At 71.4% G+C, this 25,354-nt stretch carries 22 protein-coding genes and 2 tRNA genes; 8 read left to right on the forward strand and 16 right to left on the reverse strand.

What is annotated here, in order from left to right:
- Nucleotides 1–333: 333 nt before the first annotated feature.
- The 4 genes from SACE_RS29495 to gltX all read right to left on the reverse strand — a co-directional run bounded on the left by SACE_RS29495 (nt 334) and on the right by gltX (nt 3,155).
- Nucleotides 334–406: transfer RNA gene (locus SACE_RS29495), tRNA-Glu, on the reverse strand.
- Between the two features lie 54 nt (nt 407–460).
- Nucleotides 461–532, reverse strand: a tRNA-Gln gene (locus SACE_RS29500).
- A gap of 180 nt (nt 533–712) precedes the next feature.
- Nucleotides 713–1,471, reverse strand: coding sequence for an HAD family hydrolase (locus SACE_RS29505; protein ID WP_009944408.1), 759 nt, complete (start codon nt 1,469–1,471; stop codon nt 713–715).
- A gap of 172 nt (nt 1,472–1,643) precedes the next feature.
- Nucleotides 1,644–3,155 carry a glutamate--tRNA ligase gene (gene gltX, locus SACE_RS29510; protein WP_011874967.1) on the reverse strand — a complete coding sequence of 504 codons (1,512 nt, stop codon included), beginning with the start codon at nt 3,153–3,155 and terminating at the stop codon, nt 1,644–1,646.
- Between the two features lie 101 nt (nt 3,156–3,256).
- Here gltX and SACE_RS29515 point away from each other — a divergent pair, with 101 nt between their 5' ends.
- Nucleotides 3,257–4,486 carry an FAD-dependent oxidoreductase gene (locus tag SACE_RS29515; protein WP_009944406.1) on the forward strand — a complete coding sequence of 410 codons (1,230 nt, stop codon included), beginning with the start codon at nt 3,257–3,259 and terminating at the stop codon, nt 4,484–4,486.
- A gap of 52 nt (nt 4,487–4,538) precedes the next feature.
- Here the strand turns inward: SACE_RS29515 and SACE_RS29520 are convergent, their stop codons facing one another.
- The 10 genes from SACE_RS29520 to SACE_RS29565 all read right to left on the reverse strand — a co-directional run bounded on the left by SACE_RS29520 (nt 4,539) and on the right by SACE_RS29565 (nt 15,576).
- Nucleotides 4,539–5,321, reverse strand: a complete 783-nt coding sequence (locus tag SACE_RS29520) for a fumarylacetoacetate hydrolase family protein (RefSeq protein ID WP_009944405.1) — start codon at nt 5,319–5,321, stop codon at nt 4,539–4,541.
- Between the two features lie 179 nt (nt 5,322–5,500).
- Complete coding sequence (gene cimA / locus SACE_RS29525; protein WP_009944404.1) at nt 5,501–7,144, reverse strand: citramalate synthase; 1,644 nt, start codon at nt 7,142–7,144, stop codon at nt 5,501–5,503.
- Between the two features lie 336 nt (nt 7,145–7,480).
- Entirely contained in the window at nt 7,481–7,810 is a 330-nt protein-coding gene (locus SACE_RS29530) for an ArsR/SmtB family transcription factor (protein WP_009944403.1), read from the reverse strand.
- A complete protein-coding gene (locus SACE_RS29535; RefSeq protein ID WP_009944402.1) occupies nt 7,807–8,250 on the reverse strand; it encodes an SRPBCC domain-containing protein in 444 nt (147 codons plus the stop codon). The genes SACE_RS29530 and SACE_RS29535 overlap by 4 nt, the downstream gene beginning before the upstream one ends.
- A gap of 157 nt (nt 8,251–8,407) precedes the next feature.
- A complete protein-coding gene (locus SACE_RS29540) occupies nt 8,408–9,451 on the reverse strand; it encodes a 3-isopropylmalate dehydrogenase (protein WP_009944401.1) in 1,044 nt (347 codons plus the stop codon).
- Between the two features lie 336 nt (nt 9,452–9,787).
- Nucleotides 9,788–11,383 carry a phosphoglycerate dehydrogenase gene (serA, locus tag SACE_RS29545; RefSeq protein ID WP_009944400.1) on the reverse strand — a complete coding sequence of 532 codons (1,596 nt, stop codon included), beginning with the start codon at nt 11,381–11,383 and terminating at the stop codon, nt 9,788–9,790.
- A gap of 189 nt (nt 11,384–11,572) precedes the next feature.
- Complete coding sequence (locus tag SACE_RS29550; protein WP_009944399.1) at nt 11,573–11,818, reverse strand: DUF397 domain-containing protein; 246 nt, start codon at nt 11,816–11,818, stop codon at nt 11,573–11,575.
- Nucleotides 11,819–12,127: 309 nt separating this feature from the next.
- Entirely contained in the window at nt 12,128–13,126 is a 999-nt protein-coding gene (gene ilvC / locus SACE_RS29555) for a ketol-acid reductoisomerase (RefSeq protein ID WP_009944398.1), read from the reverse strand.
- A gap of 103 nt (nt 13,127–13,229) precedes the next feature.
- On the reverse strand, nt 13,230–13,736 hold the full coding sequence (gene ilvN, locus SACE_RS29560; protein ID WP_009944397.1) for an acetolactate synthase small subunit: 507 nt from the start codon (nt 13,734–13,736) through the stop codon (nt 13,230–13,232).
- A 7-nt stretch (nt 13,737–13,743) separates the two neighbouring features.
- The gene (locus SACE_RS29565) at nt 13,744–15,576 is read right to left on the reverse strand and encodes an acetolactate synthase large subunit (RefSeq protein WP_081468259.1); all 1,833 of its coding nucleotides are present in this window, start codon (nt 15,574–15,576) and stop codon (nt 13,744–13,746) included.
- Nucleotides 15,577–15,870: 294 nt separating this feature from the next.
- Between SACE_RS29565 and SACE_RS29570 the strand changes: the two genes are divergently transcribed.
- Nucleotides 15,871–16,590, forward strand: a complete 720-nt coding sequence (locus SACE_RS29570; protein ID WP_231849835.1) for a PH domain-containing protein — start codon at nt 15,871–15,873, stop codon at nt 16,588–16,590.
- A 191-nt stretch (nt 16,591–16,781) separates the two neighbouring features.
- A complete protein-coding gene (gene ilvD / locus SACE_RS29575; RefSeq protein WP_009944394.1) occupies nt 16,782–18,626 on the forward strand; it encodes a dihydroxy-acid dehydratase in 1,845 nt (614 codons plus the stop codon).
- Nucleotides 18,627–18,755: 129 nt separating this feature from the next.
- Here ilvD and SACE_RS29580 read toward each other — a convergent pair whose 3' ends face one another.
- Nucleotides 18,756–19,484, reverse strand: coding sequence for a DoxX family protein (locus SACE_RS29580; protein ID WP_011874968.1), 729 nt, complete (start codon nt 19,482–19,484; stop codon nt 18,756–18,758).
- A gap of 243 nt (nt 19,485–19,727) precedes the next feature.
- Here SACE_RS29580 and SACE_RS29585 point away from each other — a divergent pair, with 243 nt between their 5' ends.
- From SACE_RS29585 to SACE_RS29600, 4 genes are all read left to right on the forward strand, one after another.
- On the forward strand, nt 19,728–20,681 hold the full coding sequence (locus tag SACE_RS29585; protein ID WP_009944392.1) for an alpha/beta fold hydrolase: 954 nt from the start codon (nt 19,728–19,730) through the stop codon (nt 20,679–20,681).
- A gap of 261 nt (nt 20,682–20,942) precedes the next feature.
- Nucleotides 20,943–22,070 (forward strand): PQQ-dependent sugar dehydrogenase, encoded by a 1,128-nt coding sequence (locus SACE_RS29590; RefSeq protein WP_009944390.1) that lies wholly within the window; start codon nt 20,943–20,945, stop codon nt 22,068–22,070.
- A gap of 93 nt (nt 22,071–22,163) precedes the next feature.
- Nucleotides 22,164–22,496, forward strand: a complete 333-nt coding sequence (locus tag SACE_RS29595) for a hypothetical protein (protein ID WP_009944389.1) — start codon at nt 22,164–22,166, stop codon at nt 22,494–22,496.
- Nucleotides 22,497–22,581: 85 nt separating this feature from the next.
- Nucleotides 22,582–24,078 carry a potassium/proton antiporter gene (locus SACE_RS29600; protein ID WP_009944388.1) on the forward strand — a complete coding sequence of 499 codons (1,497 nt, stop codon included), beginning with the start codon at nt 22,582–22,584 and terminating at the stop codon, nt 24,076–24,078.
- 22 nt (nt 24,079–24,100) lie between these two features.
- Here SACE_RS29600 and SACE_RS29605 read toward each other — a convergent pair whose 3' ends face one another.
- Nucleotides 24,101–24,757 carry a TetR/AcrR family transcriptional regulator gene (locus SACE_RS29605; protein WP_009944387.1) on the reverse strand — a complete coding sequence of 219 codons (657 nt, stop codon included), beginning with the start codon at nt 24,755–24,757 and terminating at the stop codon, nt 24,101–24,103.
- 83 nt (nt 24,758–24,840) lie between these two features.
- Between SACE_RS29605 and SACE_RS29610 the strand changes: the two genes are divergently transcribed.
- A complete protein-coding gene (locus tag SACE_RS29610; protein WP_009944386.1) occupies nt 24,841–25,350 on the forward strand; it encodes a hypothetical protein in 510 nt (169 codons plus the stop codon).
- The last annotated feature ends 4 nt before the right edge of the window (nt 25,351–25,354 follow it).

The raw sequence follows: 25,354 nt of genomic DNA on the forward strand, positions 1-25,354 counted from the left end.
CCGCCGAAAGCCGGGGGCGAAGCCGGGACACCCAGGGGGCCGGGACAAGCCCCACCGGAAAGCCAGGCGCGATGTATGGACCGCTGAAAGGCCACGGGTGAAGTCAGGACCCCCCAAAGCCAGGGTGAAGCCGGGACCGCCCCCAATGCCAGGGGTGAAGTGAAGTGAAGTTCCGTTCTGCTGGTCCCAACCCAGGCCGGGAACTCCCCAAAAGCAAGGAGCCGACGAAAAGCAACCACCGCACCGTGGGGGCCCCGGAGGGCTCGGCCCCCCGACAACAAAACGAAACGGACCCCACTCGCGCTCTACGCGAGTAGGGTCCGCCCATCCGTGTAGTCCCGACGGGATTTGAACCCGCGCTACCGCCTTGAGAGGGCGGCGTCCTAGGCCGCTAGACGACGGGACCGCGTGAGATCACCGAGTCGATATCGGCTGGCGATGCCGACTTCGGATCTTCTCGCTGGGGTACCAGGACTCGAACCTAGACTAACTGAACCAGAATCAGTCGTGCTGCCGATTACACCATACCCCATCGGCTTCGACGTCCAGCCGCTCGTTTCCGGGCTTCTCGGAGGAAGTCCGGCTCCCGGGCCGCTGTCCGCCTTGCTGCAGAGAATATTAGACCATCGCCCGAAGGCCCCGGAAAACACCCCCCTCCTCGGGGGATTTTCGCAGGTGAGCAAGGCAGTGGCGACCCGGGAGCCGGGCGCGGTCAGCGGACCGGTCCGAAGACCTCCCGGCAGTCCTGGGAGGCCATGTGGCGATCCTGGGCGGGCATCCAGCCCTGCGTCTGGACGAGGTCCGGGTGCAGGTCGCACACGAGCAGTTCGGGCAGCTCGCTCAAGCTGTTGATCACGCGCACCCCCGCGGGCGGATCGACCCGCTGCGCGCCGCGGTTGAGCCAGACGCCGTGCATGCCGGCCGCCGACGCGCCCTGCGCGTCGGTGTCGAGCCGGTCGCCGACGTGCACGACCTCCTCGGGTCGCATGTCCAGCGCCGCGCACGCGGCCTCGAAGATCCCGGCCTCGGGTTTGGCGATGCCGACCTCGCCGGAGATCAGCAGCGCGTCGAAGGCGTCGGCGAGCCCGATCGAGGCGATCTTCTTGCGCTGGTACGCGCTGGGCGCGTTGGTGATGACCGCCAGCTTCAGGCCGGCGGCGCGCAGCCACTCCAGGCACGGTGCGGCGTCGTCGAAGAGCTTCCAAGCGCGCTGCATCGCCGCCATGCGCACCGATTCGCGGCGCGCCGCCTCCGCGTCGCTGAGCTCCTCCCCGAAGGCGGCGAAGAACGCGCGGGTGCGTTCGGTGCACATCGAGTCGAAGCCGATCTCGCCGGCGACGAACCGCGCGTAGTGCTCCTCCGTCGTCCGCCGCCACACCGGCCACGCGCCGTCGTTGCCTACCAGCGCGTGCAGTCCTTGCCGGGAGGAGGACTCGTTGTCCAGCAGTGTGTCGTCGATGTCCAGGCACACCGCACGAACGCGGCCGACCTTGGTCTGTACGGGTGGGCGAGCTGCCGATATCTCAAGCGCGGATGTCACTCCGAGAGGCTAGGCGTTCACATGCCGTATTCGACTCGCCCAAGTCGGTGATACTGGAGGCGCTGATTCGGTTGAGTGCGAAAGTAGGCCCACCCGCGGCCGATCAGCCCAGCGGTGCGCGCAGACGTCGCAGCGACACCTCGCGCCCCAGCAGTTCCATCGACTCGTACAGCGGCGGCGAGACGGTGCGTCCGGTGACGGCCACCCGCACCGGCGCGAAGGCCTTGCGCGGCTTGATGCCGAGGCCGTCGACGACCGACTCCTTGAGGGCGGCCTCGATCGCCTCCGTGGTCCACTCCGGCAGCGCCTCCAGCGCCGAGACGGCTGCTTCCAGCACCGGCCTGGCGTCCTCGCCCAGAGCCTTCTCGGCCGAGGCCGGGTCCGGGGCGAAGTCGTCGCCGTCGAACAGGAACCGCATCATGCCCACCGCGTCGGAGAGCACGATCAGCCGCTCCTGCACCAGCGGTGCCGCGGCGCGGACCGTGGCGAGCTGCTCCTCGGTCGGCTCGGCCGGGAGCACACCGCCGGAGACGAGGTAGGGCACCACGCGCTCGAGGAAGTCGTCCGGCGCCAGCGCGCGCAGGTGCGCGGAGTTGATGGCGTCGGCCTTCTTCTGGTCGAAGCGGGCGGGGTTGGAGCTGACGCGGCCGATCTCGAACGCCTCGACCATCTCGTCGAGCGTGAAGACGTCGCGGTCCTCGGAGATCGACCAGCCGAGCAGCGCGAGGTAGTTCAGCAGCCCCTCCGGCAGGAAACCCCTGTCCCGGTGGTGGAACAGGTTGGACTGCGGGTCGCGCTTGGAGAGCTTCTTGTTGCCCTCCCCCATGACGAACGGCAGGTGGCCGAACTCGGGGGTGAAGTCGGTGACGCCGATGCGGCGCAGCGCGTCGTAGAGCGCGATCTGGCGCGGGGTGGAGGACAGCAGGTCCTCGCCGCGCAGCACGTGGGTTATGCGCATGAGCGCGTCGTCGACCGGGTTGGTCAGGGTGTAGAGGGCGTCGCCGTTGCCCCGCACCAGCACCGGGTCGGGCACCGAGCCCGCCGGGAAGGTGATCTCCCCGCGGACCAGGTCGGCGAAGGTGATGTCGTGCTCGGGCATCCGCAGGCGCAGCACCGCGTTGCGACCCTCGGCGCGGAAGGCGGCCTTCTGCTCGTCGGTGAGGTCGCGGTCGGCGTTGTCGTAGCCGAGCTTGGGGTCGCGTCCGGCCGCCCGGTGCCGGGCCTCGACCTCCTCGGGGGTGGAGAACGACTCGTAGAGCTCGCCCGCCTCCAGCAGCCGCCGAGCGATGTCGGCGTAGATGTCGCGCCGCTCGCTCTGCCGGTAGGGGCCGTACTCGCCGCCGACCTCGGGGCCCTCGTCCCAGTCGAGCCCGAGCCAGCGCAGCGCGTCGAGCAGCGCCTGGTAGGACTCCTCGCTGTCCCGGCTGGCGTCGGTGTCCTCGATGCGGAACACCAGCTTGCCCTGGTTGTGCCGGGCGAAGACCCAGTTGTAGAGGGCGGTGCGGACCAGGCCGACGTGCGGGGTGCCCGTCGGCGAGGGGCAGAACCTCGCCCGCACGGCGCGGTTCGGCTCGTGGCCCGAGACTGCTTCTGCGGTGGCTTCTGGCGTGCTCATAACGCGTTCAGCGTATCCAGTCGGCTTCCGCCCTTGACCGGCGAGTCCCGGCAGGGCACCCTGAAGTTATTCAACATGCGTTGAAAACTTGGAGGATCGCGATGGAGCGAACGACGTGTTGCATCGTCGGCGGCGGTCCCGCCGGCATGGTCCTCGGACTGCTGCTGGCCCGGGCGGGGGTCGAGGTCACCGTGCTGGAGAAGCACAACGACTTCCTGCGCGACTTCCGCGGCGACACGGTGCACCCGACCACCCTCCAGCTCATGGACGACCTCGGGCTCGCCGAGCGGTTCGCCGAGCTGCCCCAGCGCAGGCTCCAGACCGTGCGCGTGCCCACCGGTCCGGAGGGGCGGTTCCTGACGCTCGGCGACTTCCGGACGCTGCCGATCAAGTACAACTACATCGCCCTGGTGCCGCAGTGGGACTTCCTGGACATGCTGGCCGACGCGGCCAAGCAGGAACCCACCTTCCAGCTCCGGATGAACACCGAGGTCACCGACCTGGTCCGGGAGGGCGGCCGGGTCAACGGCGTGCGCTACCGCACCAGCGACGGCACGACCGGGGAGCTGCGCGCCACCATCACCGTCGCCTGCGACGGCCGCAGGTCGCTCGTGCGCGACCTGCCGGAGCTGGGGCTGCGCGACTTCCCCACCCCGATGGACGTGCGCTGGTTCAAGGTCCCGCGCGACTCCGAAGACCCCGCAGGCGCGATCGGCATGATCCGCCGGGGCTCGTTCACCGCGATGATCGACCGCGGCGACTACTTCCAGGTCGCCCACATCATCGCCAAAGACACCGACGCCGAGGACCGCGCGGGGCCGATCGAGGCGTTCAACGAGCGGCTGCGCGCGAACATCCCGTGGCTCGGGGACCGGGAGCTGGTGCGCGACTGGGACGACGTGAAGCTCCTGCACGTCACGCTGGACCGGTTGCGCAAGTGGCACCTGCCGGGCCTGCTGGCCATCGGGGACGCGGCGCACGCGATGTCGCCGGTGGGCGGCATCGGCATCAACCTGGCCGTGCAGGACGCCGTCGCCGCGGCTCGCCACCTCGCCGAACCGCTGCGCGAGAAGCGCCTGCGGCGCGGGCACGTGGTGGCCGTCCAGCGCAGGCGCTGGCTCACCACCGCGCTGGTCCAGCGCCTGCAGCGCGCGATCCACGACAACGTCGTGGAACCGGCGCTGCGCGGGGAGATCGACTTCACCGACAGCATCCACCCGCCGCTGCCGCTGCGCGTGGCGAACAGGCTGCCGTGGCTGCGCCGGGTCCCCGCCTACCTGCTCGCGTACGGGGCGATGCGGGAACGGCCGCCGAAGGTGTCGCTGCGCTGAGAACGCGGCGCCCGGGCCGCGGCTCCGTTGTGGAACCGCGGCCCGCCTGGCTTCAGCCCTGCTGCACCGGGTTGGTCAGGGTGCCGAGGCCGTCGATGGAGACCGAGACCTTCTGGCCCGGCTGCATCGGGCCGACGCCCGCCGGGGTGCCGGTGAGGATGACGTCACCGGGCAGCAGCGTCATGATCCGGGAGACCCAGGACACCAGCGCGCTGACGTCGTGCAGCAGCAGCGAGGTGCGGGCGTCCTGCTTGACCTCGCCGTCGAGCTCGGTGCGCAGCGCGAGGTCGGCGGGGTCGACGGTGGTGTCGATCCACGGTCCCAGCGGGCAGAAGGTGTCGTAGCCCTTGGCCCGCGTCCACTGCCCGTCGGCCTTCTGCTGGTCGCGCGCGGTGACGTCGTTGGCGATGGTGTAGCCGAGCACGACGTCGGTTCCGCGCGCCTCGGGGACGTCCTTGCACGGCTGGCCGATCACGGCCGCCAGCTCGCCCTCGAAGTCCACCCGCTCGGAGTTGGCGGGCAGCTTGATCGGGGAGTTGGGCCCGACCACCGAGGTGGAGGGCTTCATGAAGATGACCGGCGTCTCCGGTGCCTCGCCGCCCATCTCCCTGGCGTGGTCGGCGTAGTTCTTGCCCACGCAGATCACCTTCGACGGCAGGATCGGGGCAAGCAGCCGGACGTCGGCCATCGGCCACCTGCGCCCGGTGAAGGTCGGGTCGCCGAACGGGTGCTGGTCGATCTCGACGGCGAGCACCTTCTCCTTCGGCGCGGCGGGATCCGGTTCGAGCGCGACGAAAGACACCCCGTCGGAGTGGGCGACACGTGCCAGGCGCAAGGCAGGACCTCCGTAGTCAGTCAGTAGAACCGCGGCGCACGGACCCCTCAAGGATCCCATGCGGCCGAAGTGGACCGTCCGGCCCCGGCACGCGGCACCCCGTCCCGGCACCGCGGAAGCGGGCCGGAGCCGTAGCCGGGCGAGGCGACGGCGTGCCGCGGCGGAAGCCGATACCCCGGTCAGGACTTGCGGGAGGCGACCGCGTCGCGCCGCATGGCCTTGAACGCCAGCGCGTCGCACAGCGCCAGCCAGCTCGCCTCGACGATGCTGCCGTGCACACCGACCGTGGTCCACTCCTGGTCGCCGTCGCGGGACTCGACGAGCACCCGGGTCACGGCCTCGGTGCCGTGGGTGTCGGTGAGGATGCGGACCTTGTAGTCGGCCAGCTCGACCGACTCCACCCACGGCAGGTGCGGCACCAGCGCCTTGCGCAACGCGGCGTCGAGCGCGTTCACCGGCCCGTTGCCCTCCGCGGTGGCGATGACGCGCTCCTGCCCGACGTGGACCTTGACGGTCGCCTCCGACACCACCGAACCGTCCTGGGCGTGGTCGAGCAGGACCCGGTAGGACTCCAGCTCGAACGGCGCGTCGGGCGGGGCCTGCTCGCCCTCGGCCGCCGCGACCTCGCGGCGCAGCAGCAGTTCCAGCGAGGCGTCGGCGGCCTCGAACGACCACCCGCGCGCCTCCAGCTCCTTCACCCGCCGCACTGCGCCGGTGACCGCATCGGGCGAGTCGCTGAGGTCCATGCCGAGCTCGGCGCCCTTGAGCTCCAGGCTGGCGCGGCCGGCCATCTCGGTGACCAGCACGCGCATCCCGTTGCCCACCCGGGCGGGGTCGATGTGGTTGTAGAGCTCCGGGTCCACCTTGATCGCGCTGGCGTGCAGACCGGCCTTGTGCGCGAACGTCGACGTGCCGACGTAGGCCTGGTGGGTGTCCGGCGCGAGGTTGGCGATCTCGGCGATCGCGTGCGAGACCCTGGTGAGCTCGGCGAGCCTGCCCTCCGGCAGCACCGGCATGTCCAGCTTGGTCGCGAGGTTGCCGATCACCGGGAACAGGTCGGCGTTGCCCGCCCGCTCGCCGTAGCCGTTGGCGGTGCACTGCACGTGGGTGGCACCGGCCTGCGCGGCGGCGACGGTGTTGGCGACGGCGCAGCCGGTGTCGTCCTGGCAGTGGATGCCGACCCGGAAACCGGTGCGCGCGACGACCTCGGTGACCGTCTCGGCGAGCTGCGTCGGGAGCTGCCCGCCGTTGGTGTCGCACAGGACCACGACGTCGGCGCCCGCACCGGCGGCGGCCTCCAGGACCCGCAGCGAGGTGTCCGGGTCGAAGGCGTAGCCGTCGAAGAAGTGCTCGGCGTCGAGGAAGACCCGGCGGCCCTCGCCGACCAGGAAGCGCACCGTGTCGGCGACCATCGCGCAGTTCTCGGCCACGTCGGTGCGCAGCGCGCGCTCGATGTGCCTGCGGTCGGACTTGGCGACCAGCGTCACGACCGGGGCCTGGGAGTCGAGCAGCGCACGCACCTGCGGGTCATCGTGCGCCTGGGTGCCCGCACGGCGGGTGGAGCCGAAGGCCACGAGCGCGGCGTGGCGCAGTTCGAGCTCGCCCGCGGCGGCGCGGTGGAAGAACTCGGTGTCCTTCGGCAGGGCGCCGGGCCAGCCGCCTTCGATGAAGCCGACCCCCAGCGAGTCCAGCAGCCTGGCCACGGCGATCTTGTCGGTGACCGAGTAGGAGATGCCTTCCCGCTGGGCGCCGTCGCGCAGGGTCGTGTCGTAGACGTGGAACTCGTCGCCCAGGGGTGTTCCTGCCGGAGTCGTGCGAGTCACTGGGGTCTCCCGTCGGCTGGGGGTGGAGGCGTTTCGAGACACAAAAAAGACCCCCCGCGAATGCGAGAGGTCTGCGCGCCGGGGGTGCGGAGTCGTCACCCGGCGCGCTGGCCGATAATGATCGTGCTGTGGAAAGCCACGCCCGTATGCTGCCACATCCGGAATTGGAACCAAGCCCTGGGCCAGCAATCCCACTTCGTGGAACCGCGACAGTACTCGCACGCGACTCTGAGTACGGTTCGCGGCGCGATGGATGTCGGTTCGGGAATAGATCGAATTCACTGTTTCGATTCGCTGGCGAATTCGTACATAGTCCGCCGAACGTGCGCAATCGTGCTAATCGGACTCCGCACGCCTTTTGATGGCGTCCAGCTTCCGGTCCCAGCTCGCGGCCAGCGCTGCCATCCAGCGCGCGGTGAGGTCCAGCGGCTCCGGCCGCACCGCGTAGCGGACCTCCCGGCCGTGCCGGCGCGCGACCACCAGTCCGGCCGACTCCAGCACGCCCAGGTGCTTCACGACCGCCTGCCGCGACACCGGCAGCCCGGCCGCCAGCCCCGTCGCGCTCGCCTCGCCCCGCTCGCCGAGGAGGTCGAGCAGCCGCCGCCGGGTGGGGTCCGACAGCGCCACCAGGACCTCGTCGACCCCGCTGCCGCCGCGCTCGCTCACCCTCGCCGCTTCTCCGCGTTCCGCTTGACCTCGCCGATGACCTGCGCCCACCCGCCGGTGTTGTCGTCCCAGGCGTCGCGCCGCTTCTGCTCGCCCAGCTCGAGCGCGGCGAAGCCGCTCTCCACCACCCGCAGCCGGGTGCCGTGCGCTTCTTCGGTCAGGGTGAACTCCACCAGCGTCGAGTTGCCCTCCACCGGCTCCTCCCCCGGGAAGGCGCTGGCCCACCGGTAGGAGAGGCGGCGGTGCGGGTCGACCTTCTCGATGCGCTGCGGGAAGCTGCCGTACTCGTGGTGCTCGGACACCAGCAGCGCACCCTCCTCCACGCGGGCGCCCGCCGGGTCCGCCTCCCCCAGCCAGAACGAGGGCTCGACCAGCTCCGCCCACACCTGATCGAGCGGTGCGGCGATCACGACCTCGCGTTCGATCCTGTCGGCGACCATGGCCGGCTCCTTCCTCCGCGACTCCAGACGCAACCCCAGGGTTGCACGTACCGGAGGGCGGTGCAACCGCACGGTTGCACCTCGATGCGGAGAAAAGCGCCTCCCCCGTGCCGGGGAAGGCGCCTTCCTGCGGTTTCGGCGTGCCGGACGCCGGGCCTCACGCCTGCTGGGCCACCTCGCGGGAGGAGACCAGCGCCGCGAGCCGGTCGCCGATGGCGAACGTCGCGCCCGGGGCAGAGTGGTCGCGGGTCGCGAGGTCGAACGCGACCGCGGCCTCGACCCTGCGGGCGGCCTCGGACTGGCCGACGTGGTCCAGCAGCAGCGCCACCGACAGCACCGCGGCGGTCGGGTCGGCCGTGCCCTGGCCGGCGATGTCGGGCGCGCTGCCGTGCACCGGCTCGAACATGCTCGGGTTGCGGCGGGTGGCGTCGATGTTGCCGCTGGCCGCCAGGCCGATGCCACCGGTGATCGCGCCGGCGAGGTCGGTGATGATGTCGCCGAAGAGGTTGTCGGTGACGATGACGTCGAACCGCGACGGGTCGGTGACCATGTGAATCGTGGTGGCGTCCACGTGCTGGTAGGCGACGGTGACGTCCGGGTGCTGCAGCGACACCTCCTCGACCACGCGCGACCACAGCGACCCGGCGTGGGTCAGCACGTTGGTCTTGTGCACCAGCGTGAGGTGCTTGCGCGGCCGGGACGCCGCCCGCGCGAACGCGTCCCGCACGACGCGCTCCACGCCGAAGGCGGTGTTGATGCTGACCTCGGTGGCGATCTCGTGCGTGGTGTCCTTGCGCAGCAGGCCGCCGTTGCCCGCGTACGGGCCCTCGGTGCCCTCGCGGACCACGACCATGTCGATCTCACCCGGGTCCGACACCGGGCTCTTCACGCCCGGGTACAGCCGCGCGGGGCGGAGGTTGACGTGGTGGTCCAGCTCGAAGCGCAGGCGCAGCAGCAGGCCGCGTTCCAGGATTCCGCTGGGCACCGACGGGTCGCCGACCGCGCCGAGCAGGATCGCGTCGTGCTGACGGAGCTCACCCAGCACCGACTCCGGCAGGAGTTCCCCGGTCGCGTGCCAGCGAGCGGCTCCGAGGTCGTATCGAGTGATCTCGGTATCGGGGACGACCTCACCGAGGACCTTGAGCGCCTCGGCCACCACCTCCGGCCCGATCCCGTCACCTGGGATCACAGCGAGCCGCATGTACACACCTCCCGAGTACCACCCCGACCCGCGGGGCTTTAACCATTGCGCCGAAGGCTACCGGCATCATCGCGGACCCAGGCACGCCGGACCCACCAAGTGGTTGATCTCTCCCGATTGGCGGGACACCCGGAAGGGTGCAACGCCAGAGCGCGAGCCCGTGTCCAGCGAAAAGCAGAGGGCCGCCGCACCGAATGCGACGGCCCCCGCAGCCCTCGTTGGCCCCTTCGGGTCGTTTCCCACCGGCCGAAGGGACGCGACGGGCGGGTCCGGATGCCGGGACACCCGGCCCGCCGCGGCGCCCAGCGGGCCTCGCGGCCCCGGCCGGTGCGGCGCTTACTCGAACGTGACGGCGCGGACCACGCGGGCGCCGACGGCGGCGCCGATCGGCTCCAGCACCCCGGCGTCGACCGGCCGGTCCACGCGCAGCAGCATGACCGCGTCGGAGCGCTCGGTGGTCTGGCTGACGGTCGCGGCCTCGATGTTCACCCCGACCTCGCCGAGCAGGGTGCCGACCTTGCCCATCACGCCCGGGCGGTCCGGGTACTCCAGCAGCAGCACGTTGCCCTCGGCGCGCAGGTCGAAGTGCCTGCCGTTGACCTCGACGATCTTCTCGACCAGGTTGCGGCCGGTCAGCGCGCCGGAGACGACCGCGAAGCGGCCGTCGGGCAGGCCCGCGCGCACCGAGACGACGCTGCGGTGGTTCGGGCTCTCCGGCGAGGTCTGCACCTCGACGCTGACCCCGAGCTCCTCGGCGAGCTGCGGCGCGTTGACGAAGGTGACCTGGTTCTCGACCGCACCGGAGAACACACCGCGCAGCGCGGCGAGCTGGAGCACCGAGACGTCCTCGTCGGCGAGCTCGCCGCGGGCCTCCACGGTCACCGAGCTGGGCGTGGAGCCCAGCACCGCCGCGAGGACCTGGCCCAGCTTCTGGGTCAGCGGCAGGTACGGGCGCACCTCCTCGCCGACGGCTCCGCCCTGGACGTTGACCGCGTCCGGCACGAAGTCGCCGCGCAGCGCCAGCAGCACCGAGCGGGCGACGTCGGTGCCCGCGCGGTCCTGCGCCTCGGCCGTGGAGGCGCCCAGGTGCGGGGTGGCCACGACGTTGGTCAGCTCGAACAGCGGACTGGAGGTCGTCGGCTCGGTCTTGTAGACGTCGATGCCCGCACCGCCGATGTGGCCGCTGCGGATGGCGTCGGCGAGCGCTTCCTCGTCGATCAGGCCGCCGCGCGCGGCGTTGACGATGAGCTGGCCCTTCTTGGCGCGCTTGAGCTCCTCGGCGCCGATCAGGCCGAGCGTCTCGGCCGTCTTGGGCAGGTGGATGGAGATCGCGTCGGCACGCTCCAGCAGCTCCTCCAGGCTGACCAGCTCGATGCCGAGCTGGGCGGCCCTGGCGGGCGACACGTAGGGGTCGTAGGCGATCAGTTCGGTGCCGAAGGCGGCGATCCGCTGAGCGAAGAGCTGGCCGATCTTGCCGAGCCCGACCACGCCGACGGTCTTGCCGTTGAGCTCGACGCCGCTGAACGAGCTGCGCTTCCACTCACCGGCGCGCAGGCTCGCATCGGCGGCGGCCACGTTGCGCGCGACGGCCAGCAGCAGCGCGACGGCGTGCTCGGCGGCGGAGACGATGTTGGAGGTGGGGGCGTTGACCACCATCACGCCGCGCTCGGTCGCGGCGGGTACCTCGACGTTGTCCAGCCCGACACCGGCGCGGGCCACGACCTTGAGCCGGGTGGTCGCGGCGAGCACCTCCGCGTCGACCTTGGTGGCCGAGCGGACCAGGAGCGCGTCGGCGTCGCGTACGGCGTCGAGCAGCGCCGGACGGTCGGTTCCGTCGACGTGGCGGATCTCGACCTCGTCTCCCAGTGCGTCGAGCACGGACGGGGCCAGCTTCTCGGCGATCAGGACGACAGGACGGCTTGCGTTGGTCACGGGCGCGCTCCAAAAAGAGATCACGGTCGAAGCAGGGCACGACGTTGTGCCCGGACGGTCGGGAAGTTTAACGGGAGTTTGAGAATCCGTTCACAAGGGTGTAGCCCGGATCACCGGACCGGAAGCGTCCCGGCCCGGGCCCGTTGGCCGAGATTGCCACGAATTGTCCGCTACCGCCGGGCGAATCGCTCACGGCTCGTCGAATTCGCCGTCCTTGGCGCCCTCGACGAAGGCGTCCCACTCCTCGGGAGTGAACACCAGCACCGGCCCTTCCGGGTCCGCGCCGTTGCGCATTCCGACGTAGCCGTCCACGAAGGCCACCTCGACGCCCGGCTCGTCGTCCTCTTCGGTGCTGGTGATCCACTCGGCATCGCTGAAGTCCAGCTTGTGCCTGATGTGCGCCTTGTCGTCGATGATCTCGTTCGGTTCGTTCACAGCGCGCACTCTATCGCTGACCCAACGCATCGCGATCCGGCGTTTGCGGGGTGATTTTTTGTGAAAGTTTCGCGCGATTCGAGGTTGCAGATGGCGCTTTGCGCGGTATGGCGCGCACCCCGACGAGTGCGGATGAAGACAAGGCGCCCTACCGTGCGTCGCGGTAGGGCGCCTTGTGCGGGATCGTGCGCGGCTCTGCCGGACGGCACGAAACCTCGGTCGGCACCGCTGTGGGCGTGCCGACACTGTCATCCGCCCTGCGGGCGGATGGTGCTTCGCACCGTCTGAAGCGCCATCTGGCGCTTCAGATCAGGGGCGTTGAGTCCACGACATGAGGGACCGCAGCTTCTTGCCGACCTCTTCGATCTGGTGGGCGTTGCCCTGGTCCTGGAGCTTGTTGAAGTTCGGGCGGCCTGCCTCGTCCTCGGCCACCCACTCCTTGGCGAAGGTGCCGTCCTGGACCTCGGCCAGGATCTTGCGCATCGACTCCTTGACGTGGGCGTCGATCACCCGCGGGCCGCGGGTGAGGTCGCCGTACTCGGCGGTGTCGCTGATGGAGTAGCGCTGGCCGGCGATGCCGCCCTCCCACATCAGGTCCACGATCAGCTTGAGCTCGTGCAGCACCTCGAAGTAGGCGATCTCCGGCTGGTAGCCGGCCTCGACCAGCACCTCGAAGCCGGTCTGCACCAGGGCGCTGGCACCGCCGCAGAGCACCGCCTGCTCACCGAACAGGTCGGTCTCGGTCTCCTCGGTGAAGGTCGTCTTGATGACGCCCGCCCGCGCACCGCCGATGCCCGCGGCGTAGGACAGCGCCAGCGCCTGGGCGTTGCCGGACGCGTCCTGCTCGACCGCGATCAGGCACGGCACGCCCTTGCCGTCGACGAACTGGCGGCGCACCAGGTGGCCCGGCCCCTTCGGGGCGACCATCGCGACATCCACATCGGACGGGGGCTTGATCAGGCCGTAGCGGATGTTGAACCCGTGGCCGAAGAACAGCGCGTCACCGCTCTTGAGGTTCGGCGCGATGTCGTCGGCGTAGATCTGGCGCTGCTTGGTGTCGGGCGCCAGGATCATGATCAGGTCGGCCTCGGCGGACGCCTCGGCGGGGGTGAGCACCCGCAGGCCCTCCTCCTCGGCCTTGGCGCGCGACTTGGAGCCCTCCGGCAGGCCGATCCGCACGTCCGCCCCGGAGTCCCGCAGGCTCAGCGCGTGGGCGTGGCCCTGGCTGCCGTAGCCGATGACCGCGACCTTGCGGCCCTGGATGATCCCCAGGTCCGCGTCGGCGTCGTAGAAGATCTCAGTTGCCATGTTGGTTCAGTGTTCCTTTCGGGCGCCGAGAACGCCCGTTCACGGGTGTCCGCGCTGGCAGCGCGGACGCGGACAGTACGGATTGGAGGTGGTTGCGCGCGCCTCAGCGCACGGCGGTGGCGGTGATGGAGCGCGGACCGCGGCCGATGGCGATCGACCCGGACTGCACCATCTCCCGGATGCCGTAGGGCTCCAGCATGCGCAGCAGCGCGTCGAGCTTGTCGGCATCCCCGGTGGCCTCGATGGTCAGCGCCTCCGGGGAGACGTCGACCACCTTGGCCCGGAACAGCTGCACCGTCTCCAGGACCTGGCTGCGCACCGACGCGTCGGCGCGCACCTTGACCAGCAGAAGCTCCCGCTGCACCGAGGCGCCCGGCTCCAGCTCCACGATCTTGATCACGTTGATCAGCTTGTTGAGCTGCTTGGTGACCTGCTCCAGCGGCTGGTCCTCGACCGAGACCACGATCGTCATCCGGGAGATGTCCGGGTGCTCGGTCGGACCCACCGCCAGGGACTCGATGTTGAAGCTGCGCCGGGAGAACAGCCCGGAGACCCTGGCCAGCACGCCGGGGACGTTCTCCACCAAGACGCTGAGCGTGTGTCGGCTCATCAGCGCCTCACCCCTCGTCCTCGTCGAACAGCGGGCGGATGCCGCGCGCCGCCATGATCTCGTCGTTGCCGGTGCCGGCCGCCACCATCGGCCACACCTGCGCGTCCTTGCCCACCACGAAGTCGATCACGACGGGTCGGTCGTTGATCTCCATCGCCCGCTGGATGACGCTGTCGACGTCCTCTTTGGACTCGCACCGCAGCCCGGCGCCGCCGAGCGCCTCGGCCAGCAGCTTGAAGTCCGGGATGCGGTGCTTGTGGGTGCCGAGGTCACTGTGTGAGTAGCGCTCGGCGTAGAACAGGTTCTGCCACTGACGGACCATACCCAGGTTGCCGTTGTTGATGACCGCCACCTTGATGGGCAGGTCCTCGATGGCGCAGGTCGCCAGCTCCTGGTTGGTCATCTGGAAGCAGCCGTCGCCGTCGATGGCCCAGACCGTCCGGTCGGGCATGCCCGCCTTGGCGCCCATCGCGGCGGGCACCGCGTAGCCCATGGTGCCCAGGCCGCCCGAGTTGAGCCAGGTGCGCGGGTTCTCGTAGCCGATGAACTGCGCGGCCCACATCTGGTGCTGGCCGACGCCCGCGGCGTAGATCGCCTCCGGGCCTGCGATCCGGCCCAACCGCTCGATGACGTACTCCGGGGACAGGCTGCCGTCGGCGGGCTCCTCGTAGCCCAGCGCGAAGGTGTCGCGCCAGTGCCGCAGCTGCTCCCACCACGGGTCGAGGTCGGCGGTGCCGTGTTCCTCGGTCGCGGCCCCGACGGCGTCGATCAGCTCGGTGATGACGTCCTTGCAGTCGCCGACGATGGGCACGTCGGCGTTGCGGTTCTTGGAGATCTCGGCCGGGTCGATGTCGGCGTGCACGACCTTGGCCTCGGGGGCGAAGGACGAGAGCTGGCCGGTGACCCGGTCGTCGAACCGGGTGCCGAGCGCGATCAGCAGGTCGGCGCGCTGCATCGCGGCCACGGCGGCGACCGTGCCGTGCATGCCCGGCATGCCCAGGTGCTGCGGGTGCGAGTCGGGGAACGCACCGCGGGCCATCAGCGTGGTCACGACCGGGATGCCGGTGCGCTCGGCGAGGCTGCGCAGCTCGGCGGTGGCCTCGGCCTTGAGCACGCCGCCGCCGACGTAGAGGACCGGCCGGCGGGCCGCGGTGATCAGCTTGGCCGCCTCGCGGACCTGCTTGCCGTGCGGCTTGCTGGTCGGGCGGTAGCCGGGCAGCTTCATCTCCGGCGGCCAGGCGAAGGACGTCGTGCTCTGCTGGACGTCCTTGGGGATGTCCACCAGCACCGGGCCGGGGCGGCCGCTGTTGGCGATGTAGAACGCCTCGGCGATGGTGCGCGGGATGTCCTCGGCCGAGGTGACCAGGAAGTTGTGCTTGGTGATCGGCAGCGTGATGCCGCAGATGTCGGCTTCCTGGAAGGCGTCGGTGCCGATCAGCGAGGTGCTCTGCTGGCCGGTGATCGCCACGACCGGGACCGAGTCCATGTGCGCGTCGGCCAGCGGGGTGACCAGGTTGGTCGCGCCGGGGCCCGAGGTCGCCATGCAGACGCCGACCTTGCCGGTGGCCTGGGCGTAGCCGGTGGCGGCGTGGCCCGCGCCCTGCTCGTGGCGGACCAGCACGTGGCGGACCTTGGTCGAGTCGAGCAGCGGGTCGTAGGACGGGAGGATCGTGCCGCCGGGAATTCCGAAGACCACCTCGCAGCCCACGGCCTCGAGCGAGCGGACGAGCGCCTGCGCGCCGGTGAGCTTCACTGGAGCACCGCTGGGCGGGGCGGGTTTGGGACGTTGTCCGGGCGGGGGAGCCGGGACCGGGCTCTGCCTGGTGTTGGCGCTGGTCATCGGATCTGCCTCTTGGTCGACAGGACGGGTCGGAGATGGGGCCGGGCACGAAAAAACCCCCGCAGACCAGACGCTGGTCTTACGAGGGTTGGCGCGTCGACGGTACGAACTTCCTAGGCGTCGACGCGCCAGGAAATTACGAGAAGGTCGATCAGTCGCTGCATGTCCTGGACGTTAACGGCAACCACGTCGCCGCGTCAAACCATGCGGGACGCTTCTCCCAGATCCTGGACGCGCGTTCATCCTGACGGGTCCCGCGGCGGGGGCCGAAACCGCAGGTGAGACGATCCGATCGTGAGCGATTCCGCAGCCGGGCAGGAGCCCGGGAACCCCGCGAACGAAGACGAGAGAGCTCGGTCACAGGACGGTCCCGCGTCGTTGACCTACCGCATCACACCGGTCTCCCTGCTGGCCGCGCTGACCGTCCTGATCGGCGTGACACCGGTGGCGTGGACGGCCGGTCCGTGGGCGCTGTCGCTCTACCTCATCCCGCTGGCGCTGGTCGTCTGGGTGCTGCGCACCCGCACCACGATCGACGCGACGCACGTCACCACCCGGCGGGTGCTGGGCAGCACCCGGTTCGGTTGGGACGAGATCGCGTCCTTCCGGCTCGACGAGCGCCGGTGGCTGCGCGCGGTCCTGAACTCGGGCAAGGAGGTCGTGCTGCCCGCCGTGCGGGTCCGCGACCTGCCCAGGCTCGCCGCGATCAGCGGCGGCCGGATCCCGGATCTCACGGAGCGGACGCCTGGGGACGCGGACGCCGAGGCGTCGCCGGAGGCGGCCGAGCCGCAGGCGGACGCGGCGGAGGCGGAGGCGGCGGGAACGCCGTCCGGCGCGGAGGCGGCGGAGCCGCAGGCCGGCGCGGCGGCGTCGCCGGAGGCGGGGACCGCCGACGCGGAGGCGGAGGTGTCCGCGTCGGAGCCGAAGGCGGAGCGCGGCGAGGCCCCGGCGGAGCCGGGCCGGGAGGCGCCGTCATCGGAATCCGGGACGACCTCGCGCGAGAAGACGGAGTAATCTCGCGTCCACCGCGACCTTCCCTCGCCAACCAGGGCTCGCCCTGCGCCCGGCGCACGAGTGAACAGCTCGGCCGAGGAGCGAGGACTACCGGGCCGGCACCGCCCGGCCCATCGCCGACGAGTCGGCAAGACGCCGCACCACCCCGCCGCCCGCGGGCGGCTGCCTGTCGACAGGAACAGAGACTCACCATGCCCCAGCTGCGTTCTCGCACCACCACCCACGGCCGGAATGCCGCAGGCGCCCGGTCGCTGTGGCGGGCCACCGGGATGACCGACGACGACTTCGGCAAGCCCATCGTGGCGATCGCCAACTCCTACACCCAGTTCGTCCCCGGGCACGTCCACCTCAGGGACCTCGGCGACGTCGTGGCGGAGACGATCCGCGAGGCGGGCGGTGTGCCGCGCGAGTTCCACACCATCGCCGTGGACGACGGCATCGCCATGGGCCACGGCGGCATGCTCTACTCGCTGCCGTCGCGCGAGCTGATCGCCGACTCCGTCGAGTACATGGTCAACGCCCACCAGGCCGACGCGCTGGTCTGCATCTCCAACTGCGACAAGATCACCCCGGGGATGCTCAACGCCGCGATGCGGCTCAACGTCCCGACGGTGTTCGTCTCCGGCGGTCCGATGGAGGCCGGCAAGGCCGTCGTGGTCGAAGGCGTCGCCCAAGCCCCGACCGACCTGATCACCACCATCGCGGCCTCGGCCAACGCCGCGGTCGACGACGAGGGGCTCAGCGAGGTCGAGCGTTCGGCGTGCCCGACCTGCGGATCGTGCTCGGGCATGTTCACCGCCAACTCGATGAACTGCCTCACCGAGGCGCTGGGACTGGCGCTGCCGGGCAACGGCTCGACGCTGGCGACCCACGCCGCGCGCCGCGCCCTGTTCCAGGAGGCCGGGCGCACCGTCGTGCGCATCGCCAAGCGCTGGTACCAGGAGGACGACGAGTCGGTGCTGCCGCGGTCGGTCGCGAGCAAGGAGGCGTTCGAGAACGCCATGGCGCTGGACATGGCCATGGGCGGATCGACGAACACGGTGCTGCACACGCTCGCCGCCGCGCGCGAGGGCGAGATCGACTTCACGCTGCAGGACATCGAGGACATCAGCAGGCGGGTGCCCTGCCTGTCGAAGGTCAGCCCGAACTCCGACTACCACATGGAGGACGTGCACCGCGCCGGCGGGATCACCGCCATCCTCGGCGAGCTGGACCGCGCGGGCATGCTGCACCGCGACGTCCCCTCGGTGCACAGCGCGAACCTGACCGAGTGGCTGGAGCGCTGGGACATCCGCGGCGCGTCGCCGTCGCCGGAGGCGGTCGAGCTGTTCCACGCCGCGCCGGGCGGGGTGCGCACCACGAAGGCGTTCTCGACCGACAACCGCTGGTCCTCTTTGGACACCGACGCCGAGGGCGGCTGCATCCGCGACGTCGCGCACGCCTACACCGCCGACGGCGGTCTGGCGGTGCTGCGCGGCAACCTCGCCGAGGACGGCGCGGTGGTCAAGACCGCCGGGGTCGAGGAGGAGCTGTGGTCCTTCCAGGGCCCCGCCCGCGTGCTGGAGAGCCAGGAGCAGGCGGTCTCGGCGATCCTCAACCGCGAGATCCAGCCCGGTGAGGTGCTGGTGATCCGCTACGAGGGTCCGGCGGGCGGCCCGGGCATGCAGGAGATGCTGCACCCGACCGCGTTCCTCAAGGGTTCCGGCCTGGGCAAGAAGTGCGCGCTGATCACCGACGGCCGGTTCTCGGGCGGGTCGTCGGGCCTGTCGATCGGGCACATCTCGCCGGAGGCGGCCAACGGCGGCACGATCGGCCTGGTGGAGAACGGCGACCAGATCCGCATCGACGTCCGCGAGCGCAGGCTGGAGCTGCTGGTGGACGAGCAGGTCCTGGCCGAGCGGCGGGCGAAGATGGAGGCGAGCGAGCACCCGTGGCAGCCGGTCGGCCGCGAGCGTCCGGTGACCGCCGCGCTGCGCGCGTACGCGCGGCTGGCGACCTCGGCCTCCTACGGCGCCGTCCGCGACGTCAGCAAGTGAGGTCGTGAGAGTTCGCCCTCGGAAACGACGAAGGGCCCCGCACTCGGCGAGTGCGGGGCCCTTTTCGCTTCGTGTCGTTCTTGCTCGTCGCAGCGCCTCGCGGGGCGCAGGGCTGCGGCGACGCGGTCGTCAGCGCAGCAGCAACAGGACGGCCGCCGACGCGCCCGCCGCGATGACCAGGCTGATGAAGCCGAAGATGAGCGGGCGGCGGAACCACACGCGCCCGTAGTCCAGCGCCACCCGTCCCGGGCCGGTGAACATCAGGCCCAGTGCCATCGCGCCGAGGGTGACCTCGAACTCGACCCCGCCTCCGCTGGCGAAGAAACCGGAGCCGAACTTCAGCGCCACCGCGTTGGCCATGACGCCGACGATCCCGGCCGCGGCCAGCGGGGTGAACAGCCCGAGCACCAGCAGCGCGCCCGCGCCGAGCTCGGTGCCGCCGGTCACCAGCGACAGCGTGGCCGCCTGCTGGAAGCCCATCCCGGTCAGCGCCTGCGCGAACCCCTCGGGTCCGGGGCCGCCGAGAGCGCCGAAGAGCTTCTGCGCGCCGTGGGCGGCGAAGATGCCGCCCAGCACCAGCCGCATGACGAGCAGGCCCAGGTCCGCGCCGGCGTGCCAGCGCAACGGCTTGCGCTCGTTGCCGAGGTCGTCGTAGTAGTCGTCGGAGCCGCCGCCCACCGACGTCGCTTCGGCCTCGCTGTAGCCGTCATCGTCGTCGTAGTAGTTGTAGCCTTGGACGCCGAGTCCCTGGGTTCCCGCGGGACCCTGGGAGGCGGCCCCGGCCGGGGCGTTCATGCCTTGAGTGCGATCGTCGGGGTAGCCGCCCGCGCCACCGGGGCGATCGTCGTGGATCCTCACGCGGGCAAAGGCTAGGGCATGTCACCCCGCTGGGCGACCCTCCGCGGGCAATCCTGTCCAACATTGTGACCGCGGGTTTACACCGCCGATCCCGCCGCAGGTCGCTGAACTGGCCTGATGTCCGCACACTTGACGGAGATCGCACCCCGGAGTGGACAGACGAACGCGCAGCGTGATCAACACCCGGATTCCGCGGAGTGCGGCGGGTTCCCACCGGATCAGCGGTTGCGGCAGAATGCTGCGATGGCCGACCACGTGGAATTCGGCATCGGTGCGGCTGACGACCCGCTGCGCGCGTGGCACACCGGACTCGCCGCCGACCAGCCGGCGCTGCTGCTGTGTCCCGGACTCGGCGCGATTCCGGGAATCCGCGAGGGCCTGCTGCGCCCCGTTCCCCTCGCCCACGCCATGGGATGGAACCACCGCGGCGGATTCGGCACACCGATCGAACGCCACGTCGACGACGGTCTCGCAGTGCTGGACGCCCTGGACGTCAAGACCTGCACGCTCGCGGCCTTCTCCGCCGAGACGGGCGTGGCCGCGGAGTTCGCGCGGCGCTACCCCGACCGCGTGCGCGGCCTGCTGCTCGTCGGTGGAATTCCCGGCAGCAGCGTCGATTCCCTCGCCGCGGCGCTCGGGGTGCCGGAGTTCCTGCGACGGCTCGCCGCGCTCGCCGGCACCAGCTCGCTGCGGATGTCGGCGCCACTGCTGGAATCCGTGCTGCCCCGCATCCCGACGTCGGAGCTGTCCACGATCCTGTTGCAGCACAGCGGTTTCATGCTGCCCGGCGGCGAGACCGCCGCGGTGACGGAGGCGGTGCGCGGATTCCTCGGCCGGGAGTGGCGCTGGTACCTGCCGCTGCTGGCGGACTCGGCGCGGGAGTGGTCGCTGGAGGGCCTGGACTGCCCGGTGACCGTGCTCGCAGGGCGCTACGACGTGCTGTCGGACCTGCGCGCGCTGGGCCGCGCGGTCGCGCCGCTGCCGCAGGCCCGGCTGCGGGTGCTGGACACCTCGCACTTCGTACCGTTCGAGGCACCGGACGCGCTGCACGACGAGCTCGCGCTGCTGCTGCACCGCGTGCAGACCGTCGAGTGCGCGCGGCTGGGCATCGACCCACCCGCCCCGCGCCGCGGGCGGATCCGCTGGAAGGTCCCCGAAGTCGGCACCCCGCGCCGCCCGATCCCCTACCCCCGCTGAGCGTTCGCGGCCCCGGTTCGGGTCGCACACCGGTTCTCGGGCGTGAGGACGTCATCGACCTCTCGTTGGTCGAACCGCACGACCTCGGCCTGTCCGGTCTGGAGATCCACAGCCGCATCGTCTTCGACCCGTCCCTGCCGGAGCTGCTGCGCGGTGACGTGCGCTCCGGCTGACGCACGGCACCCGGCTCACCGGGCGTTCACGGGGCTCGCACTAGGCTCGGGCGTCGTGGCTGGTTCGATGCGCAGGAGTCGGGTTCTGGTGGGCGCGGTCGCGGCGGTCGGCGCCCTGCTGGCCGGCTGCGCGCAGTTCCCGGACGAGCACACCGGCGCGTGGAAGGAACAGCCGTCGTTGGAGCCGCAGACCGGTCCGCAGCCGTCCATCGAGGGCGAGGAACCGCCCGCCGAGAGCGTGCCTCCGCAGCAGCAGCAGCAACCGCAGGCCAACGGCTGCCACGATCCCGACCCGGCCGTGGTGGCGACCTGCCTCGACCCGATCGGCGCGGTCGTCGTCCTCCCGGACGGCCAGAGCGCGCTGGTCGGTGAGCGCGCCACCGGCCGCGTGCTGCGCGTGCAGCGCGGCGCGCCACCGGTCGAGCTGGCGCGGATCCCGGTCAACACCGCAGGCGGTGGCGGGCTCACCGGCCTGGCGCTCTCCCCCACCTACCACGAGGACGAGCTCTTCTACGCCTACGTGACCACCGGCGGCGACAACCAGGTCGTGCGGGTCGCACCGGGCGACCGCCCGAAGCCGGTGCTCACCGGCATACCCCGCGGCGGCAGCGGCAACGGGGGTGCCCTGATCGATGACGGCAGGGGCGCGCTGCTGGTGGCGACCGGCAACGCGGGCAACCCGGCCAACGCGGCCAACCCGACCTCGCTCGCCGGGAAGGTCCTGCGCATCGACGGCTTCGGCAAGCCGGCACCGGGCAACCCCGACCCGGCCTCCCCGGTGCTGGCCTCGGGTCTGTCCGCGCCCGGCGGGCTGTGCGCCGCGGCCCAGACCGGCACGTACTGGGTGACCGACCGCGGCGGCCCGCAGGACGCGCTGTACCAGATCAGGCCCGGCCAGCCGCTCGGCTCGCCGGCCTGGACGTGGCCGGACCGCCCCGGCGTGGCGGGTTGCGTCGCCTCGCCGGCGATCGTGGTCGTGGCGCTCAGCGACGCCAGGGCGATGTTCAGCCTCAACCCGACGCCGGAGGGCGCGTTCACCGGTCAGCCGACGAAGGTCCTGGAGAACACCTACGGCCGGTTCTCGTCGACCGCTCTCGGCCCGGACGGCCTGCTCTGGGCGGGCACCGCGAACAAGGCGGGCGGTCAGCCCGAGCCGAGCGACGACCGGGTGGTGCGCATCGAACCGCCGACCGGTGGCACCGCGGGCAAGGACTGAGCACCCCTGCCGGACTGCCACCACAGCCCGGAGATCGCCAGCGCGCTGACCCGCGAGTAGCGAGCCGCCCGCGACCCTGCGCCCGACTCCCCCGTGCTCGACGGCGACGGACGCCCCGCACGGCTGTTCGACCTCTTCCGCGGCACCCACTGGACGCTGCTCGTGTTCGGAGCCGACCCGCCGCAGGCCGGTTCGTCCGGGGTGGACCACGACCGCCGACCGGCCTCCACTGTGGACACCGACGGCCGCGCGCGGCGGGTTTACGACGTCACCCTCGTGCTGGTCCGCCCCGACCGCCACATCGGCAGGAACCCCAGCGTGAAGCCGGTGCTCCGGCGGTCCACGCGGCAGCCGTGCCAGGATCTTCTCCGGGAGACCCGAGGTCGACCGGCATGCCGGGCCGACCGCGGTCGCCCGGCGCGGTGACCGGACACCGCGCACGCCTGCGTGGTGAACTCGTAGGCACCCGGTAGGCAGGGACACGCGACCAGGACCGACGACCAAGGGCACCATGAGCCTTCACGAGCTGTACCTCGCACTGCTCGCCGGCGGCGTGGTGCTGCTGGCGAGCATCGTCGCGACCCGCTTCGCCTCCCGCGCGGGCCTGCCCAGCCTGCTGGTCTTCCTCGCCCTGGGCGTCCTCATCGGCGAGGACGTGCTGGGCGTGCAGTTCGACGACGCGCTGCTCGCGCAGAACCTCGGCACCGCGGCGCTGGCGATGATCCTGGTCGAGGGCGGGCTGACGACCAGGTGGCCGGACGTGCGCAGGCTCGTCGCCCCGGCCGCCGCGCTGGCCACGGTCGGCGTGGTGCTCAGCGTCGCGGTCACCGCGCTCGGCGCGCACCTGCTGCTCGGTTTCGACCTGCAGCTCTCGCTGCTGCTCGGCGCGATCGTGGCCTCCACCGACGCGGCCGCCGTTTTCTCGGTGCTGCGAACCCTGCCGTTGCCGCGACGCATCCGCGGGCTGCTCGAAGCAGAGTCCGGCTTCAACGACGCCCCGACCGTCCTGCTGGTGTTGCTGTTCAGCACCGTACCGCTGCGGTTCGACGGGCTGGCCGTCGCCGCGGGCATTGTCTACCAGCTGGCGGTGGGCGCCGCGGTCGGCCTGGTCATCGGCAGGCTCGGCGCGATGACGCTGCACCGGATCGCGCTGCCGGCCTCCGGACTCTACCCGCTGGCGACCTTCGGCCTGGGCATCGTCGCCTTCGCCGCCGGCGGCGCGGTGCACGCGAGCGGTTTCCTCGCCGCGTACCTCGCCGGTGTGGTGCTGGCCAACGCCGGTCTGCCGCACCGGTCGGCGACCCGCTCGTTCGCCGAGGGCGTGGGCTGGCTGGCCCAGATCGGGCTGTTCGTGCTGCTCGGCCTGCTGGTCACGCCGAGCGAGCTGCCCGCGGCCGTGCTGCCGGCCCTCGGCATCGGCCTGGTCCTGCTGCTGCTCGCACGGCCATTGTCGGTGATGGGAAGTGTCGCGGGCTTCCGGATCCCCTGGCGGGAACAGGCGTTCCTGTCGTGGGCCGGGCTGCGCGGCGCGGTGCCGATCGTGCTCGCGACCTTCCCGATCGTGCAGGGCGTGCCGGGCAGCGCCCGGCTGCTGGACATCGTCTTCGTGCTGGTCGTCATCTTCACCCTGGTGCAGGGGCCGAGCCTGCACGTGCTGGCCCGGGCGCTGGGCCTGGTGCGCGCCGACACCGCGCGGGAGGTCCACGTGGAGTCCGCGCCGCTGGACGTGCTCGACGCCGAGATGCTGACCCTGGCCATCCCGGAGAAGTCCGGGCTGCACTACGTCAGCGTGCTCGAGCTCCGGCTGCCAGGACCGAGCATGATCACGCTGGTCATCCGCGAGGGCCGCACCTTCGTGCCGCAGCCCCACACCAAGCTGCTCGGCGGCGACACCCTGATCATCGTCACCACTAGCGCGCACCGCGAGGACACCGAGCGGCGGCTGCGCGCGATCAGCCGCCGCGGCAAGCTCGCCCGCTGGTTCGGCGAGCACGGCGAGCCGGACTAGGAGCCGAGGACACCAGCGCGGGTCACCGGACCTCCTTGCGCGGCAACGGCTCCGCCGGCTCGGCTTCCCCGCCCGCGACGGGCGGCAGCCCGAGCACGCCGCGAACCGCTCGCTCGGCGAGCTCGACGTCGTGGGGAGCTCCGCAGGCGAGGTGGATGCCGAGCCCGTGGAGCGCACCGAGGTAGGCCAGCGCCGTCTCGCGGGGCGGCGGGCCCGGCGGGAGCGCGCCTGCGGCCCGTGCGGCTTCGATGCGCTTGGCCGTGTCGGCCGCGAAGCTGTCACCGACCTCGGTGACAGCCCGGCCGACCGGGTGGTCCTGCCCGGCGAACTCGATGTGCAGCGTCATCATCACGCGGGCCACGTCGCGCCGGCAGTAGGCGACGTGGCCCCGCGCGATCGCGATCAGCGCGTCCAGCGGGTCCGCGCCGTCGCCGAGGCTGCCCACCTCCTCGCCCCAGGTCCGCTCGACCCACTCCACCACCGCCAGCGCCAGCTCTTCCTTGTTGGCGAACAGGTGGTACAGGGCCCCGCGCGTGTAGCCGGCGTCGGCGGCCACGCGTTCCAGCCTGAGGTTGTTGTAGCCGTACCGGGACAGCCCGCGGGCCGCCGCCTCCAGCAGGGCGTTCCTGGTCCGCGCGCGCCGGTCCGCCTGCGTCCGGCGAGAAGGTATCGATTCCACCGGACCAGCTTACGTACATACACGCGTGTATGTAATGTGGCCGTAGGCGGTGCGCCACCCGCCCCGCCGGGAGGAGTCAGGAAATGGCAGACAGCAGTCCCCACCCGGACGAGCGGAGCTTCGAGCCGGCTGTCCACCAGCAGCACACCGCCACCGAGTCGATCCGCGCGCTCAGCTCGATCAGCGATCCCGACTACGTCGACCTGTTCACGATGGCTGCCGGCCTGCCGGGCACGTCCGCGGAGCAGTGGGCCCGCACGGCGACCGAAGACGCCCTGGGGCGCCAGGCTCAGGTCCTCTGGCGCGGGCTGCTCGGCCTGCGGCTCAAGTCAGCGCCGGACCGGGTGGCGGGATGGCGGCTCGGTGGTCGCGGCGACACCTGGGTGCGGCTGGAGGCGAGTTCCTGGTTCATGACCGCGAACCTGGTCCTGGAAGCCGGCGACGACCACGTGTCCCTGGCGACGTTCGTCCGCTACGACCGCCTGCTCGCGCGGCGCGTGTGGGAGCCTCTGTCGAGGAAGCAGCGGCAGATCGTGCCGGGCCTGCTGCGCACCACCTACCAGCGCCTGGAGCGCAAGGCCCAGGCCGCGTAGACCC

Source organism: Saccharopolyspora erythraea NRRL 2338, from assembly GCF_000062885.1.
GTDB lineage: Bacteria > Actinomycetota > Actinomycetes > Mycobacteriales > Pseudonocardiaceae > Saccharopolyspora_D > Saccharopolyspora_D erythraea.